Source organism: Paenibacillus sp. YAF4_2 (genome assembly GCF_052113225.1).
Lineage (GTDB): Bacteria > Bacillota > Bacilli > Paenibacillales > Paenibacillaceae > Pristimantibacillus.
This window is the reverse complement of the sequence record NZ_JBFRCT010000005.1, coordinates 85,496-101,275: the sequence shown is the minus strand read 5'-3', so window position 1 is coordinate 101,275 and position 15,780 is coordinate 85,496. Positions and strand designations below refer to the sequence as shown.

Below are 15,780 nucleotides of genomic sequence, written 5' to 3'. Positions count from 1 at the left end.
TTCATTGTCCTCCAATCCCTTGCGTTAGATCGGCTTTGCCGAACTTCACGGCGAGGAAATATACCGTAATGACAATCGCAATGATGATCATCAGAATGACGTTGGTCAGCTGCTCATAGCCTTTTTCGGCATAGTAAAAGGTAATCGTCGTCAGCGTCTCTGTTCGTGGTGTGATAAGCATGATGATTAGCTCCATCTCCTTCATCGCACCGATGAAGACGAGGAGAAATGCCGACACTAAGCTCTTGCGATTAAGCGGCAGCAAAATCCTTCGGAACCGTGTGAACCAGGAGGCTCCACTGATCTGCGCTGCTTCCTCCAACTCCTTGCCGATCTGCATCATCGAGGCGCTGCCCGCCTTCACGGTGAATGGTAGCTCCTTCACAACGGTAATTAAGATCAAGAGCGTCACTGTTCCGTATAAGGCCGGAATAATAAAGGTTGGCTTCGCAAACATCGAGATATAGATTGCGGCAAGCGAGATGCCCGGAATGAGATAGGGCAGGAAGGATACTTGATCCACTGCCCGCCCCAGCCAGGTCTGTCTGCCCCGGGCTACCACGTAGCCTAAGATCAGTCCAATAACGGCAGCAATAATGGATGCTACCCCTGCGATTTTCAGAGAGTTTTTCAGCGCAAGCATGAAAATAGGATTTTGCAGGACGCCCTTCTCCCCCGTATTAATGTCCGGATCGGAGCCGCCCCACCAGTAGTGCATCGTTAGGTTGCTCAGCGAATAATTGCCTTCCTTCAGCATGAAGGATTGAATCAGCAGTACAAGCAGCGGGACAACGGAGATGATGATCATTCCGATGGTAGTCGCGCTCGCCGCCGGGTAACGCCAGCGTCCAAGGGACGTTAATGTTCTGGCGCTGTCTTTGCCCGTGACGGTTACGAAGCTGCGCCGTCTTCCGATCACCTTCTGGTTCAAATAAATCGTCAAGATCGAGATGATCATAAGCGTCAGGCTAAGGACATTCGCTTCAGTAGTCAGCCGGGAACGCATACTGGAATACAGTATCGTCGAGATCATATAGAAGTTCACAGGCGTGCCAAGCAACGCCGGAACCCCGTAGGAGCTAATCGCCTTGGTGAAAATAAGGATGAACCCCGACAGGATCGACGGCATCACAAGCGGGAAAACAATTCGCCGCAGGATCGTCATCCTTTTCGCCCCCGACACATTAGCCGCTTCCTCCAGTTGACTGTTCATCGAGCTTAACGCCGCCCCAACGATCAGGAAGAAGAACACACTGTCGTGAATCGACAGGGAAACCACAATCGGTACAAAACCGTAAGACAGCCAATCCGGTGGAGACACATGGACAAGTGCTTCAAGAATGCCGGGTGTCCCGCCGATTTTGCCATTTTTGAAGAAGGTGAGCCACGCTTGCGAAATAATCCACGAAGGCAGCAGATACGGAATAACCGCGAGGAAAGAGATTGTCTTTTTCCAAGGGATATTCGTTCTGACCACCAGCCACGCAAGCCCGCATCCAATCAGCATGGAGAGCGCAGAGACGGCGAAGCCGACGCCAAGCGAATTCAAGATCGGCTTATAAAACAAGTTCATGCTCATATCGCTGGCCAGAACGCGGTCCCAATGATACAGCGTGAAATGTCCCGGATTCGCTTCACCCGTCAGACGGACATCCTGCTGTCTCCATATGAAGGTCGTATACATGATTTTCAGGACAGGCCATACAATCGTATACGCCAAAAAGAGGAGGGCGGCGATCCCGATCAGATGAACGGGATTCGCCAGCCAGTTTCGGGCTTGGTTATGGAATCGTGTTCGCTGCGCCAATTCTCTCTCCACCTTGCTGCCATTATTTTTGTTTAATCCAGAAGTCACGTACTTTCGGAGCTGTGTTGTACAGCTTATCGCCGTCGAACAGCCACAGGTTCAGGTCTTCGAATGAGATGTCATTCTTCGTCTTCACATCGGAACGCGGAACCCATGAGCCTACTTCGTTGAACGGATCAAGGCCAGCGCCCGTGCCGTCCTTCTCGCCCATCATCCAACGGATGAACAGCTTCGCAGCCGCTTCATGCGGTGCTTTGTTCGCAATAAAGAAATAGCCGGAGTCCGGAACGGACGTCTTTGGCTTAATATCGTAGATCGGCGCGATCGTCCAGCCGTTCTCTTCGTTCTTCGATACGTCGCCGGATACGGCTAGGCCGAGGGCGTCGCTTTTTGTTTTGCCAATCGCATCAAGTACATCATCACTGCCTTTAAGGACGATCAGACCGTTATCGAACAGCTCTTGGATGAACTCGTAGCCGGCATTTTCCGTCCCGTTCAAGACGAGATCTTTACCAAACTTCTCTTTGTAAGCCGCCGCCATGTCGTCACTATTGATGACCATAGTCGTGAACAAGTCCATGAAAGCTGGGGAGCTGAGCGGATCAGCTGTGTACACTTTGCCCTTGAACTCTGGAGTCGTCAGATCCCACCAGTTTGTAACAGGAGGTGCCGAGTATGTAGACTCGTTATAGAAAAGCGTGCGGAATTCCACATAGTTGGCATAAGCTTCTGCTTGTGTGCGGTAAGGCTCATCCACCATTGGTGCGATTTCTTCCGGCAGGTATTTGAGGTAGCGGCCTTGCATAACCATCTCTTCTTCCACCGCTCCGCTTACTTCCTTCGTAATAATAACGTCCGGGTTAAACTGTCCTGCGTCCTGCTCCTTCGTCACCTTGTCCATCATCTCGTCGGACTTGACCTTGCTCACTTCCACTTTGATCTCCGGGTATTGCTTCATGAAGGTCTCGGCTGCATCGTTCGCACGGCCGGAGGTGGAGTAGACAATCACTTTGCCTTCTTCCTTCGCCTTCGCATATAGTTCATCAAGCGACTCTGCTGCTGGAGCAGTGGACTGTTCGGCTGGTGCCGCCGAGGCATTCGCATTGGTGCTGTTTTCTGTGTTAGCTGGTACCGCGTTTGATAACGTGTTCGAGCTTTTGTTGTCCCCACAAGCGGACATGATCGTCATAGCGGATACGACCGTAAGCAGGACCAGAGCTGGCTTCTTCTTCGACATGAGCATAAGGATAACTTCCTCCTAGATAGATGGGCTCTCTATGGTTATGGCCTCATCCTCGTATGTTTGTTCTCTCAAGAAAGATCATAGTGCTCATTTGTAAGTGGCATGTTACGGCTATGTGGAGTTTTAGTAAAAAACTATTATTTTTCACGTTATGAAAGTTTTTCTTCATTCCGAGGAGTAAAAAGAACCATGCTCTCTGCTTCATACCTTGGATTCTTTCCACTATAATGGCCTTATATGGATCACCGGAGGAAAAGAAATGAACAAAACCGATCGGCAGCTTGCCATCATGCTTGAACTGCAGCGGAACAAGATATTGAGAGCCGAAGATATGGCTTCTCTATTTGAGACAAGCGTACGGACCATCTATCGAGATATTCAAGCTCTGAGCGAAATGGGAGTTCCGATCTTTGGAGCTCCGGGTCATGGCTATTCCTTAATGGAAGGATATTTTCTACCTCCAATTGGGTTCTCGGCTGAAGAAGCGGTAGCCCTGCTCATGGGTGCAGACTTTATCGAACAGCGGCTGGATGGCGATTACGGAAGAGTGGCTAAGGCTGCCAGGAGTAAAATTGAAGCTATTCTGCCGGAGCTGGTGCGGGAGGAATCAACGCGCGTTCGGGAAACGATGCGGCTTCTTCACGCTGGCGAACCAAAAACCGGCTTAAGGGAAAAGGACAATCTCGGTCTAGCTCGACGTGCCATCTTGGAGCGGCGAAAAATAAGCTTTTCGTACAAGAAAAACACACCAGAGCCGGATGGCAATCGGGAGAGCAAGCGCGAGGTCGCTCCGTACGGACTAGCGCTCGTTCAAGGCCATTGGATGTTAATCGGGCACTGCGACCTGCGGCAGGACATCCGTCATTTCCGGTTGTCGCGTATGACAGAACTAGCCGTGCTGGACAAACCATTTACCTTGCCGCTCGGGTTTAACCTGAGCCACTACCGCCCGCGGGATGACCGCAATGAGCATGTGCTGATTCGGGCCAATCCGGAAATCGCCGATAAAATCGCGGAGACCGGTAGTTTTTATATCGAATCAGTCGAGGAGCACAAGGATGGTCTATTGGTCCGCTTCCGCGTTAGAACACCGGAGGAGCTGCTGCAGCTTATCCTCAGCTGGGGAGATCATGTCGAGGTGCTGGAACCGGAATCGTTACGCCGCCGCATTCGGGAAGTAGCCGAAAAAATGTTAAAACGCTACTGACATACTGTTGTCAGTAGCGTTTTTTTATAGTGGAGTTATCCCGAAACAAATGAGGAGTGTTATTGATATGAGAAGCACAACGGAAGCATTGCAGGCGTTCGAAGCAGCGGTTGAACGGTATATAGATGAACTGGGTGACTTCAGTATGGGGCAATTACTCGCAAAGCCAAGCGAGGATGAATGGTCAATCGGACAAATGTATGTCCATTTGATTCAATCGGCTCGAAACATGCATCTTCATAATGTTGATCAATGCATAGCAGGAAACGATGCGGTATCGGTGGGCACAGAGGAAAAAACAGAGAACGGCAAGAAAGCCTTTGAGCTTGGAAGCTTTCCGCCCATTCGGATACGGGTCCCAGCTTCTCCGCAGTACACCCCACAGCAGCCAGAGAGCAAAGAGCAGCTAATTGAAGGACTTCAAGGTGTATTGGAAAGGATGAGACGTACTGAACCCGCATTAGCTCAAGCACCTCAAGAAAATACAATCCCCCATCCCAATTTCGGAGCATTAAACGCTGCAGAGTGGTTTTTTTTAGTAGAGATGCATTACAGACATCATTTCTTGCAGCTGGAACGATTGAGAACCCTTGGAATCTAAAGGCAATCAACCATGCTGTGAAACAAACAGCCCCCGGAGAGCATCACGCTCCCGGGGGCTGTTTGTTTCAAGCTATCCTATTTCAAGATATCTTCTTGAATTGTCTTCTGATCCTTCACGATCTGGAAAATATCATCTGGCATCAGCACGGTATCTTTATTCGCGGTATACCATTCTTGGTAGAACGCATCAATCTTTTCACCATTGTATTTCTTCCAAAGGCCTTGCATCTCGGTTATAGCCTTTTCAGGTGTATAGCTTGCGCCGCTTACAATCGCTTTCGTGGTGAGGTTGCCGATCTCAGTATTCGCATTCTGTTGGTCCACCAGCAGGTCTTGCGGAACAGTAGGCAAATGCTCTACGTGTGTCAGGCCAGGGAACTTGGCACCTTGATCAATCATGTTATAGAGAATTTCCATGTTTTCCTTGAACTTATCCTTCGCGAGCTTCTCATCCGGCTTATCCGGATTAAAGCTGCTTGCGATGAACGAACATTTGCCGCCGCTTACAACCGAGAAGATCATATTATAGTCTTGACCCAGGTAGCCTAGCTCGGTCTTGTTCTTCTCTTGATCAATTGGATTCGGACAGCCGGTTGCCCCTGCTTGCCAATGCTCGCCCTCAATGCCGTTTGTCAGTGTTCTGCCAGTCTCTGGTGTTGACAGGAAGTCGACATATTCCATAATCGCTTTTGGATCCTTGGCATTGCGATTCACAACCGCTGTCAGCTGCACCGGATTGTTAATCCAGACTGTGTACTGGCCAAGCGGAGATTTTGGATTTGGTACAATCTCAAGATCTGCTCCTGGTACATTTGCCTTCAACGTCGCATAATCCGTAATCCACAGACGGTTCCACATGTTCGTGTTTGCCTGTACGAAATAGATGCCTGTCTTCCCGTTCAGGAAGTCCTGGCGAGCCTTTGCTCCGTTGTTGTCGGTAATAAAGTCTTTATCAATAATTCCTTCATCATACAGTTGTTTAGCGAAAGCAATATATTGCTCGAAGTTATCCCATGTACGCACCAGCTTACCGCTCTCGTCAACATAGGAATTATTCAAGCCAGTTCCCCCGAAAATATCCGTAATACCTGGGCCGATATTCAAGCCATACGTATCCTTTTGGCCATTGCCATCCGGGTCCTGCTCGGCGAATGCCTTCGCCACCTGATACAGCTCCTCGGTTGTTTTCGGAGTTGTTAATTTCAGCTTGTCCAGCCAGTCCTGGCGAATAACGATAACATTCTGCGGAATTGCTTCATTTAACTTGCCGAACTCATACATCTTCCCGTCCGACTTGGTAGCTGCTGATTTCAGAGCCGGATTGTCCTCCAGAAGCTTCTTGTAAGTCGTGCTGTATTGGTTGATCATATCGTCCAGCGGCATAAGCTGCTTCTGATCATATAGCGGGTTCTTAATATTTGGGTCGAATTCGAAGATCAGATCCGGTGCACTGCCGGATGCAAACAGTGTATTCAGCTTTTGCTTTGACTCTGTCCGTGGAACAGCCGTAAATTTCACATTCGTTGGACCGTTCTCGTTAATCCACTTGGTCCAGCGGTTTTTCTCCATCGTGCCTTCGGACGCTGCAATCAATCCACGGTCGTATACCGTTGCGCTGATCGTTGGCTTTTTACCGCTGCCACTGTCGCCCGACTGTGCACTGTTATTCGCATTGTCATTATTTCCGCAAGCTGCCAGAACCGCAAGCAGTGTTAACGATGCACCTGCTATTAAAGCATTTCTCTTCGTCATCTTTACCATATATCTATTCCCCCATCGCCATAATGTAAAGTTAACCTTTCACAGACCCAAGCATGACGCCTTTGACAAAATACTTCTGCAAGAACGGATAGATTAGAACCATTGGCAGAATCAGTACAATGATACCGGCCGACTTGATTCCTTCAGGCACAAGTTCCAGGGCAGTCGTATCATTCGCAAGCGATTCGGTCAGCAAGGACTGACTTGCAATCATCTGCTGAATAAGAACGGTAATTGTATATTTTTCGGTCGAGTTGATATAAATGAGTACGTTCATGAAATTGTTCCAATAGCCTACGCCATAGAACAGGACTAGTGTTGCAATGACCGGCATGGACAAAGGAAGAATAATCCTGAATAACAGTGTCATTTCCTTACAGCCGTCAATTCGTGCCGCCTCTTCAATCTCCGGTTCAATGCCTTCAAAGTAAGAACGCATAATGAGCATATTATACGTGCTGACCGCCCCTGGCATCCAAATCGACCAATACGAGTCTATCAGACCCAGGCTCTTCACAACCAGATAAGTAGGAATTAAGCCGCCGGTGAAGACCATCGTGAACAGCAGCATCAGCGTAAAGGTTCTTCTGCCGTAGAAATAGCCTTTCGACAGCGGATAAGCCGCACAGATGGTAAAGACCATCGAGATGATGACGCCGCCAACTGTCATAACAACCCCGTTCCAAAGTGAGGCCAGCACCCGCGTTCCTTCAAATAGAGCTGAATAACTCTGCAGCGTAACATCGATGGGCCAGAGCAATACTTTGCCTGACTCAACGGCCTGCTTGCCGCTGAAGGAAATGGACAGAATGTTGATCACCGGTGCCAGACACGAGATCGAAATGAGCAGCAGGAGAACCGAAATCCCTATTCTTGTTATTTTATCTCCAGTAGATTCTCTCATCCTCGCTCACCTCAGAACAAATTGTTATCGAACTTCTTAGCCAACAGATTTGCGGCCAGAATAAGAATAAAGGCTACAACCGATTCGAACAGACCTAATGCCGTTGTCAGGCTGAATTGTCCGCCCTGAATACCAAGTGTATAAATATAAGTACTAATAACCTCCGAAATATCGGATACCATTGCGTTACGAAGGTTGTAGATTTGATCGAAACCAACCTCTAAGACTCGTCCCATGGAGAGAATTAGCACTAAGATGATTGTGCCTCTAATTCCTGGTAGCGTAACATTCCAGGTTTGTTTCCATTTGCTTGCCCCGTCAATCGAAGCCGCTTCATAAAGTGCTGGAGAAATGGATGTAAGAGCTGCCAAATAAATAATGGTGCTGAAGCCCATCTCCTTCCACACGCCGGAGCCTACAAAGATCGTGACCCAGGAGAGGGTTTTGTAAAGGAACGGATACGGCTCGCCGTATTTGTCTTCAATCCAATGGTTCAGGAAGCTGGATTCCATCGAGAACAGTGTGATGACCATGCCGCCTACGATAACCCAGGAGAAGAAATGGGGCAGATAAACGACTGTCTGGACGAATTTTTTATACCATGTACGTCTAACGCTATTAATCATGAGTGCCAGGACAATCGGTACCGGGAACCCTACCACCAGATTAAGCACGCTCAGCCAAAGTGTATTCCATATAATCCGAAGCGTTTTATCATTGCTGAATAGCATTTCGAAGTTTTTAAAGCCTACCCAAGGACTGTGGAACACCCCATCAAAGAAGTTGTAGTTCTCAAAGGAGATGATCAGCCCTCCTATTGGCAAGTATCTAAAAATCAAGTAATATGCAAGTGCCGGAGCGAACATCAACAGAAGAGGCACATTTTTTTTGAACTTAGATGCTGATTTCATGTTTTCCCTCCTTTCGAGTTTCTGTTAACCTTTGACCTGTAACTAGTGTATCCGGTTACAAAATGTACTTCTTTAACTTTAATTAGAGGAACCTTTGTTTAAATTAGATCTTGTGTTAACGGAGGACGGCAGCTATGTTCAACTTACCTTTTCAAACCCGAAGTCTTGTCGTAAAGCTTATTCTCAGCTTGTCGCTCATCGTTATTCTCACTTCCTCTATTACCGGGATTATCGTATACCGGTCCAATCAGAAGATGTTCCGCGAGGAAATCCGAAGCCAATTTCTGCAAAATAACAAGCAGGCGCTTCAGCGGATCAATCAGAATATTCACGAGGTGGAGCGTGTCTCGCAGTCCATCGTCTTCCACCCTACTGTTGTGTCCATCCTGACGAATTCCTTGAAAAACGAAGATAAAGTCGAACAGCTTCAGCTCATGTATGAAATGGTCTCGCAGGCCAAGCTGGATGCACCCCATGTCCGTGCGATGTTCATCTACAATCTGCGCGGTGAAAGCTATTATAATGCGAATTTCGGAGCTGTCTCGATGCTGGATCAGCCTACCCGCAGCCTCATTAATCAAGAGCTGGCTGGGACGAACGGGGCGTTGACCTGGTTCAGGTTGAAGCTTCCGAGCACAGCGGATCCAAGTGGTTACAGGAACATGATTATAGCGGCACGCCAAATGAAAAGCACCTTCCAGCAAACGTACGGGATATTAGTGCTGGTGCTGGACGAAGGTTTTTTCTCCGAGGTGATCGACGATATTGGACAAGATGACAGCATTGTCTATCTGCTTGACCGCAAGGACCGCCTTTTGTTTAGCGAGCAGAATCAGGACGATACTTACGCCGAGCCGAAGCCTGAAATCATTCCACTGCAGCACGACGAGGATGAGCAGGCATCTGTTGTCCAAGCTACCGAGCAAGGCAATTATCTGTTTGTAAAAAACATTTCCGATTCCGGTATCTTCAAGCTGATCAGCGGCTTAGGGCTCGATGCGCTGGACAAGCGGAACGCAGATATATTGAAGACGATCGCCATATCCGGCCTGTTCAGTATTCTGCTGGCCAGTCTGCTTCTGACGCTCACCAGTACCAGGCTGCTTCGTCCTCTGGGCAATCTGGTGTCCGGGATGAGGCGGCTCCGTTCAGGTCACATGAATGCCCGTGTCGAAGTTCGCTCCAAGGATGAACTTGCCTTTCTCGGAGAGTCGTTTAACGATATGGCCGACCATATTCAGAAGCTGATTGATGAGGTGCTGCTGAAGCAGCTGCGGGAGAAGGAAGCCGAGCTGAGGGCAATTCAGGCGCAGTTGAATCCGCATTTTCTATATAATATATTGAACGAAATCTACTGGAAGCTTTATCTCCAGAATGTGAAGGACACAGCTGGCATCATCCAGTCGCTGTCCAAAATCCTGCAATATTCCTTGAAGCCTATCGAGCAGACAAGCACATTACGGGAGGAGCTCGAGCAGCTTCGGAGCTATATAAAGATTCAGATGGAGCTGTTCCATCCCGAGCTGGAGCTGGATATTCAGACGGACGAGCATCTGCTGTCGACGGAAATTCAAAGACTGGTTCTGCAGCCAGCGGTTGAGAATGTCTTTGTCCACGCTTTTGCCAATAAAACAAAAGCGGACAAGAAGCTGCTGCGAATCCATGCTTATCAGGAGCAGGATCATCTGAGAGTAGATATAACGGATAACGGCAGAGGTATTGAACCCGAGATGCTGCGCAAATTAGCGGCCAGTGAACGGGACATCCATAGCGGCAATCATCTAGGTATTCATAACGCGGTGCGGCGGATTCTGCTTGTGTACGGGGCACCTTACGGCTTGCAGTTCGTAAGCAGGGTCGATGTCGGAACAACTGTCAGTTACATTTTACCGATCAGTAGTAAGGAGGGATTCGTATGAAGGGAACTGTCTTAATCGTTGAGGATCAGCCTAATTTTCGTGAAGGATTAAAGTTTTTCATCAGCCAAAGTATGGCGAACTGGACTGTGATTGGAGAAGCAGAGACCGGCGAAGAAGGCTGGAGAAAAGCCGTGGAGCTGAAGCCTGACCTTATTCTGATGGATATTCATATGCCGGTTATGAACGGGATTGAGCTCGCCGAGCGGATTCACAGCCATAACCTCGATACGCTGTTCATTATTATAACTGGCTTTCAAGACTTTCAATATGCGCAGTCCGCTATACGATATGGGGCTATGGACTTCTTGCTCAAGCCCTGTTCAGATGAAGATATTTCGGGCATTCTGGATAGTGCTTTCAAGCGGCTGAGAGTGAAACGCAAGGAGCAGCAGACTACGAAGGAGCATCTGCTCCGTTCTATCTTACTCAAGTATCAGATGAATCAGGAGCTGACTTCTCATTTCGTTCATCTGTTCCAATGCAGCCAGCTGTGGCTGATTACGATAACCGACTACTTCCCTGCAGTGAAAAACTACCGTGCCGACGATCTGTATGTACTGCAATACGGGATCTATAACATCATCCAGGAGCTAGCCTTCAGCGAGGATTCAGAGGCCAAGCTGCTTATTCTGAAGGAAGACCAGTTTATCCTGTCGCTGTCCTCCTCTGAACAGGCAGCCGAATCTTGGCGTGATAATGCAGCGGTTGCCGTTCGGGAGTATCTCGGTATCGAGATCGAGAGCACTCTCCTTGGATCAAGCTCGGATATCCATCTTCTTATGTCTGCCTATACCGGCTATTGCGAGCATCGCGTGCAGCCGGCGGGAATGCCACAGCCTGAGGCTAAGAGCAACAAACATCAAGCGGTTGAAGCTGTGAAAAATGAAGTAATGTCATTAATTATCTCCGGCGATCATCTTGCGCTGCAGGATTATTTCGAGAAGATAGGCCAGAAAGTGGGCGCTCTTCAGCTTACTGAAGTTAAGCTTAACGTGATTAACCATACCCTTGTGCTGGATCAAATCTCTGAAGTACTCGGGCTATTCTCGAATCAAAGCAAACCGGTGGACATGCTGCTGCAGATGATCGATCAGCTTCATAATAACGGCGAACTGCAGTGCTGGTTCAAGGATACCTGTCGCGATTTCACAGTCCGGCTCGAGCGGTGGAAGCAGCAGGCCAATCCTTATGTGAACAGCATTCAGCAAGCGATTGACTATATTGAAGAGCATTATTTGAACAGCGAACTATCCATCAAACAGGTAGCCGAATGTATCCACCTGAACCCTAGTTACTTAAGTACATTGTTCAAGAAAGAAACCGGCGAGACATTCACCGGTTATGTTACCAAGCTGAAGCTTCAGAAGGCACAGGTACTGCTGCGGAACACCGATATGAAAATATCAGAGATTTGCCAGACCGTCGGCTTCGACGACTCCACCTACTTCTCGAGCGTGTTCAAGAAGCACTTCCAAGTCTCGCCGAGCGAGTTCAGGCAGCATCATTAACAAAGCGTTCAAGGAGCAAGAAAGCTCCTTGAACGCTTTTTACTTACTTGAGCCCCTCGCTCATGCGTGCTTGTACTCGCTCTCGGGCTCGTGCTGCACTTTCGCTGCTTCCCTAACCTAACCCATTCTTCGCGTGTAGTTGGATTTTGTCCAACGTATTCCTCCTACTGGACTGCCTTATCTTTCGTACGTTGGATTTTATACAGTAGAATCCAACGATTTCGCTCACTCCGCCACCAGTTTGTTCATTTACGTTGGATGGAATCCAACACAGCTACGGCATGCAACATCTTCTTGTCATTTCGTTGGATGAAATCCAACTGCCCCTAGCTCAATCGCATACGTTGCATATTCAGTGACTCTATGGTTAATGAGCTCATCCGCCTATGTTGCACATTATGCAGCATATTGGTGCGTATCAGGCCAGTAACTAGGATTATCCTGCACGGAACGCAGCATATACCTCTCCAAACGGTCCATTCTGACCAATATTCCCGAGATATCCTGCACTCGGTGCAGGATATTATGACCGTACCCGTCATTTAAGCCGAAAATGCTGCATATCGTGCAGTGGAGCTCGAGTTATTTAGCATAGTTAGTTGGCGGAAGCGGATAGCGCGCCATTAGTGTACAATCAGTTACTCTATAATTAAGAAGCTCATTCGCTAAAACTGCACATTATGCAGCATAATGACGCGTACGAGCCCAGTCACACAAAAAAACAGCCCCCGATGAGCACCATGCTGCTCCCCGGAGGCTGTTCATCTACTATTACCCTTATTGCCCTACAATTGAACCCATCGAAGCAAACGCCAGTGGACCGAAGCCTTCGGTAGGCTCACCGACCGGCATGTTTACTTTAAATAAGAAGCTTGTGCCGTCTACCGTCTTCACGATAACTTCTTTCGTCAGCTTATCGCCGGAAGCTTTAAGCATCAGGTCGAAGTCACCCAGCATCGAGTTAGAATCCTTAGGATCAATCTTCTGCACATCGCCTACTGCAGCAAGCTCTTTTTCCCCATCTGCCTTAATATCCTCCAGCTTGAAGCCTTCCGGCAGCTTGCTGATCTCTACATAATAGTTGTTGTCGACATTCATGATCAGTTTGCCTGCTGCAGCATCGAATTTGAACTGTTCGAAAATATACAGCGCATAACCATCACCTTTTGCAAGTGTACCCGTACGGGTCTCTTCATTGCCTTCCAGCTGGAACTTGAAGTCTTTCGTAGCTGGAAGCTCTATCGCAGGTGTATTATCAGCCGATTTCTCAATCTTCGTAATGGTCAATAGCTTGGCTGTCGCATCCCCTTCGATGGCTGCTTCGGTATACTCGAAGGTAACATTATCGCCTTCTTTCAGAGTGTTAACCGCCTCATCCATTCCTTCTCCCAGCTGGTAGGCAGCTGCCTCGCCATCCACTGTAACCTCAACCGTATGGGAGTCGGCCAAGCCGACAAACACGCCTTTTCCTTGTTTTGTTTGTGCTTCAGGCGATTCGCTTGGCGTTGGTGATGCCGATACTGTCGCGCTTGGCGTCGGTGATGCATTCACATTCGAATTGTTGTTGTCGTTGCACGCTGACAATAGACAAGCTGCAAGTACGGTACTGCTCAGCAGGACGGTCCACTTTGTCGTTATGTTCTTGTTTTTCATTACTGATTTCCTCCTAAAAAGAATTGCAATTTGTTGAGTGGCCGCGTTAGGCCATTTTGAGGCAATTCTTACTTCGTAAGCCTTAGCTAAAGAATTGCAATTTGTTGAGTGGCCGCATTAGGCCATTTTGAGGCAATTCTTATTTCGTAAGCCTGAGCTAAAGAATTGCAATTTGTTGAGTGGCCGCGTTAGGCCGTTTTGAGGCAATTCTTACTTCGCCCCGCAATTCTTACTTCGTAAGCATTGCTCAACACTACTAACGAATCCTCCGCGCTAAAGGTTACATTAATTTTATGAATAACATCACCCAAGATTAGGGAAACCTTGTAATATCCCGCCATAAGAGGGGGTTCCTTGCATCGACAGCTCTACTATTTTGGAGCATAATGAGAGAAATATAATTAATCCTATATCGAAGCTTATTCACGATGAGCGGCCGCGGTTAAAGGAAGGATTTATCGCAAAACAAATTTTTTTGATTTTGAAAATTTCAGTTGTGGAAATTAAAAGGTTGTAATTCCGAGTAATCCGATGTAATATAAATTTCATTAGAAACAGCTCAGACAAAACTGGAGGATGGAATCATGCGCAAAAGCATACCCGCTTTACTTACCCTCATTATTCTTGCAGTAGTAATCAGTGCTTGCAGCGGCAACAACAATGGCAATAATGCAGGCAACTCCGAAGCATCGCCAACGAACACGGCAGCAGCCGATCAACCAAAAGACGGCGGCAGCCTGATCCTTGGTGTACAAGCCGATCCTGTCGTTCTTAACCCAATTTATGCAGGCGACCGTGTCAGCCTAACAATTGACCAAGCCCTGTACGCTCCACTGTTCCAAGTGAACAACGGCAAGAAAACATTCTACCTGGCTGACAGCCTTGAGCCTTCGGCTGACAACCTGACTTATACATTGAAGCTGAAAAGTGGTCTTACTTGGYATGATGGCCAGCCGCTCACAGCAGACGACGTAGTCTTCACTTTCGATACGATTCTCGACGAGAAGCAAAACAGCTTCTTCCGCGAGAACCTGATCATCGGCGGCAAGCCGGTCAAAGCAGTGAAAGTTGACGATACGACAGTTAAATTCCAACTGCCGCAAGTTAACCCGGCGTTCGAAGCAACACTTGTGCAATTGACTCCGATTCCTAAGCATATTTTCGAAGGCGAAGCGAATATTGAGAAAAGCACAAAGAACAATACACCAGTAGGTTCGGGTGCCTTCAAGTTCAAAGAATACAAAACAGGCGAGTATGTAACGCTTGAGCGTTTCGATAACTACTTCGCAGGCAAACCGCATCTGGATTCGATCACTTATCGTGTAGCAAAAGATGCGAATGCAGCGAACCTGGCTCTTCAAAATGGCGAAATTAACGTGAAATACCTGGATCCACAAGACGTATCGACAATCGAAAGCACTGGCAACTTCGATATTCAAGCTTACAGCGAAGGCCGCCTTGCTTACCTGCTCTTTAATGAAGACAGCGACACTGGCGCTCTGAAGAAAAAAGAAGTTCGTCAAGCGATCTCTTACGCACTGAACCGTGAAGAGCTGATCCAAACCATATACGGCTCGAGCGACTATGCCGATCAAGCCAAATCGTTCGTAACACCAGACGGCCTGTTCCACACGAACGACGTTACTTCTTACGATAATGATGTAAATAAAGCAAAAGAACTGCTGGCTTCCGCTGGCGAAAGCAACCTGAAGCTTCGCTTTATCGTATCAAGCGGCAACAAAGCGCAAGAAGCCGCTGCTCTGTACATTCAGCAAAAGCTGAAGGCTGTTGGTATCACGGTTGAACTGCAAAGCATGGACGCTTCGGCGTACAGTCAGAAATTCGTGGACCTGAAGGCAAAAGACTATGAACTGAGCTATGCAGGCTACATCATGGGTTACGACCCAGATGCTTACCGTATCCTGTTCACAAGTGGCTCTAACTCGAACTATGCTCGTTATTCGAACCCTGAAGTAGATGAATTGTTCAATCAAGGTGCTGGTGAAGCAGACGCGACAAAACGCGGCGAAGCTTACCAAAAGCTGCAACAAATCATTGCGGATGACGCGGTTATCTACCCTGTTGGCTATACAAAAACAATCGTAGCCATCGACAAACGTTTCGGCGGCCTCGATCAAGCGGTTCTGAAACCAGTCGTTATTTTCGAAGATCCGTCCAAGCTGTACATGAAATAAAACTTCTAATCTCTGCTTTAAAATTAAATCGAATATCGATACAGGCAAAAAATAGCTGGGGCTACCCCA

The 15,780-nt window shown here is 48.0% G+C and carries 11 protein-coding genes; 5 read left to right on the top strand and 6 right to left on the bottom strand.

Annotated features, from left to right (window positions below):
- Position 1: 1 nt before the first annotated feature.
- A complete protein-coding gene (locus AB4Y93_RS13550; RefSeq protein ID WP_441892725.1) occupies positions 2–1,807 on the bottom strand; it encodes an ABC transporter permease in 1,806 nt (601 codons plus the stop codon).
- Positions 1,808–1,829: 22 nt separating this feature from the next.
- A complete protein-coding gene (locus AB4Y93_RS13545; protein WP_441892723.1) occupies positions 1,830–3,050 on the bottom strand; it encodes an ABC transporter substrate-binding protein in 1,221 nt (406 codons plus the stop codon).
- Positions 3,051–3,309: 259 nt separating this feature from the next.
- Here AB4Y93_RS13545 and AB4Y93_RS13540 point away from each other — a divergent pair, with 259 nt between their 5' ends.
- Positions 3,310–4,257 carry a helix-turn-helix transcriptional regulator gene (locus AB4Y93_RS13540; protein WP_441892721.1) on the top strand — a complete coding sequence of 316 codons (948 nt, stop codon included), beginning with the start codon at positions 3,310–3,312 and terminating at the stop codon, positions 4,255–4,257.
- Positions 4,258–4,324: 67 nt separating this feature from the next.
- A complete protein-coding gene (locus AB4Y93_RS13535) occupies positions 4,325–4,858 on the top strand; it encodes a DinB family protein (protein WP_441892719.1) in 534 nt (177 codons plus the stop codon).
- Positions 4,859–4,935: 77 nt separating this feature from the next.
- On the opposite strand, the gene AB4Y93_RS13530 is transcribed toward AB4Y93_RS13535, so the two are convergent.
- Genes AB4Y93_RS13530 through AB4Y93_RS13520 form a run of 3 tightly spaced genes read right to left on the bottom strand, consistent with a single transcriptional unit; the run spans position 4,936 to position 8,436 of the window.
- Complete coding sequence (locus tag AB4Y93_RS13530) at positions 4,936–6,621, bottom strand: extracellular solute-binding protein (protein ID WP_441892717.1); 1,686 nt, start codon at positions 6,619–6,621, stop codon at positions 4,936–4,938.
- Between the two features lie 31 nt (positions 6,622–6,652).
- Positions 6,653–7,525, bottom strand: a complete 873-nt coding sequence (locus AB4Y93_RS13525; RefSeq protein ID WP_441892715.1) for a carbohydrate ABC transporter permease — start codon at positions 7,523–7,525, stop codon at positions 6,653–6,655.
- An 11-nt stretch (positions 7,526–7,536) separates the two neighbouring features.
- Complete coding sequence (locus AB4Y93_RS13520; protein ID WP_167278290.1) at positions 7,537–8,436, bottom strand: ABC transporter permease; 900 nt, start codon at positions 8,434–8,436, stop codon at positions 7,537–7,539.
- A gap of 134 nt (positions 8,437–8,570) precedes the next feature.
- Here AB4Y93_RS13520 and AB4Y93_RS13515 point away from each other — a divergent pair, with 134 nt between their 5' ends.
- The gene (locus AB4Y93_RS13515; protein WP_441892712.1) at positions 8,571–10,355 is read left to right on the top strand and encodes a cache domain-containing sensor histidine kinase; all 1,785 of its coding nucleotides are present in this window, start codon (positions 8,571–8,573) and stop codon (positions 10,353–10,355) included.
- Positions 10,352–11,863 carry a response regulator transcription factor gene (locus tag AB4Y93_RS13510; RefSeq protein ID WP_441892710.1) on the top strand — a complete coding sequence of 504 codons (1,512 nt, stop codon included), beginning with the start codon at positions 10,352–10,354 and terminating at the stop codon, positions 11,861–11,863. Before AB4Y93_RS13515 ends, AB4Y93_RS13510 begins: the two co-directional genes overlap by 4 nt.
- Before the next feature lie 777 nt (positions 11,864–12,640).
- Here the strand turns inward: AB4Y93_RS13510 and AB4Y93_RS13505 are convergent.
- Positions 12,641–13,516 carry a hypothetical protein gene (locus tag AB4Y93_RS13505; protein ID WP_441892708.1) on the bottom strand — a complete coding sequence of 292 codons (876 nt, stop codon included), beginning with the start codon at positions 13,514–13,516 and terminating at the stop codon, positions 12,641–12,643.
- 584 nt (positions 13,517–14,100) lie between these two features.
- On the opposite strand from AB4Y93_RS13505, the gene AB4Y93_RS13500 reads away from it, so the two are divergent.
- Entirely contained in the window at positions 14,101–15,711 is a 1,611-nt protein-coding gene (locus AB4Y93_RS13500) for an ABC transporter substrate-binding protein (RefSeq protein ID WP_441892706.1), read from the top strand.
- Positions 15,712–15,780: the final 69 nt, after the last annotated feature.

Coding starts and splice junctions, on each gene's coding strand:
- AB4Y93_RS13545 (WP_441892723.1), bottom strand. CDS start 3,050: ATGCTCATGTCGAAGAAGAAGCCAGCTCTGGTCCTGCTTACGGTCGTA.
- AB4Y93_RS13540 (WP_441892721.1), top strand. CDS start 3,310: ATGAACAAAACCGATCGGCAGCTTGCCATCATGCTTGAACTGCAGCGG.
- AB4Y93_RS13535 (WP_441892719.1), top strand. CDS start 4,325: ATGAGAAGCACAACGGAAGCATTGCAGGCGTTCGAAGCAGCGGTTGAA.
- AB4Y93_RS13530 (WP_441892717.1), bottom strand. CDS start 6,621: ATGGTAAAGATGACGAAGAGAAATGCTTTAATAGCAGGTGCATCGTTA.
- AB4Y93_RS13525 (WP_441892715.1), bottom strand. CDS start 7,525: ATGAGAGAATCTACTGGAGATAAAATAACAAGAATAGGGATTTCGGTT.
- AB4Y93_RS13520 (WP_167278290.1), bottom strand. CDS start 8,436: ATGAAATCAGCATCTAAGTTCAAAAAAAATGTGCCTCTTCTGTTGATG.
- AB4Y93_RS13515 (WP_441892712.1), top strand. CDS start 8,571: ATGTTCAACTTACCTTTTCAAACCCGAAGTCTTGTCGTAAAGCTTATT.
- AB4Y93_RS13510 (WP_441892710.1), top strand. CDS start 10,352: ATGAAGGGAACTGTCTTAATCGTTGAGGATCAGCCTAATTTTCGTGAA.
- AB4Y93_RS13505 (WP_441892708.1), bottom strand. CDS start 13,516: ATGAAAAACAAGAACATAACGACAAAGTGGACCGTCCTGCTGAGCAGT.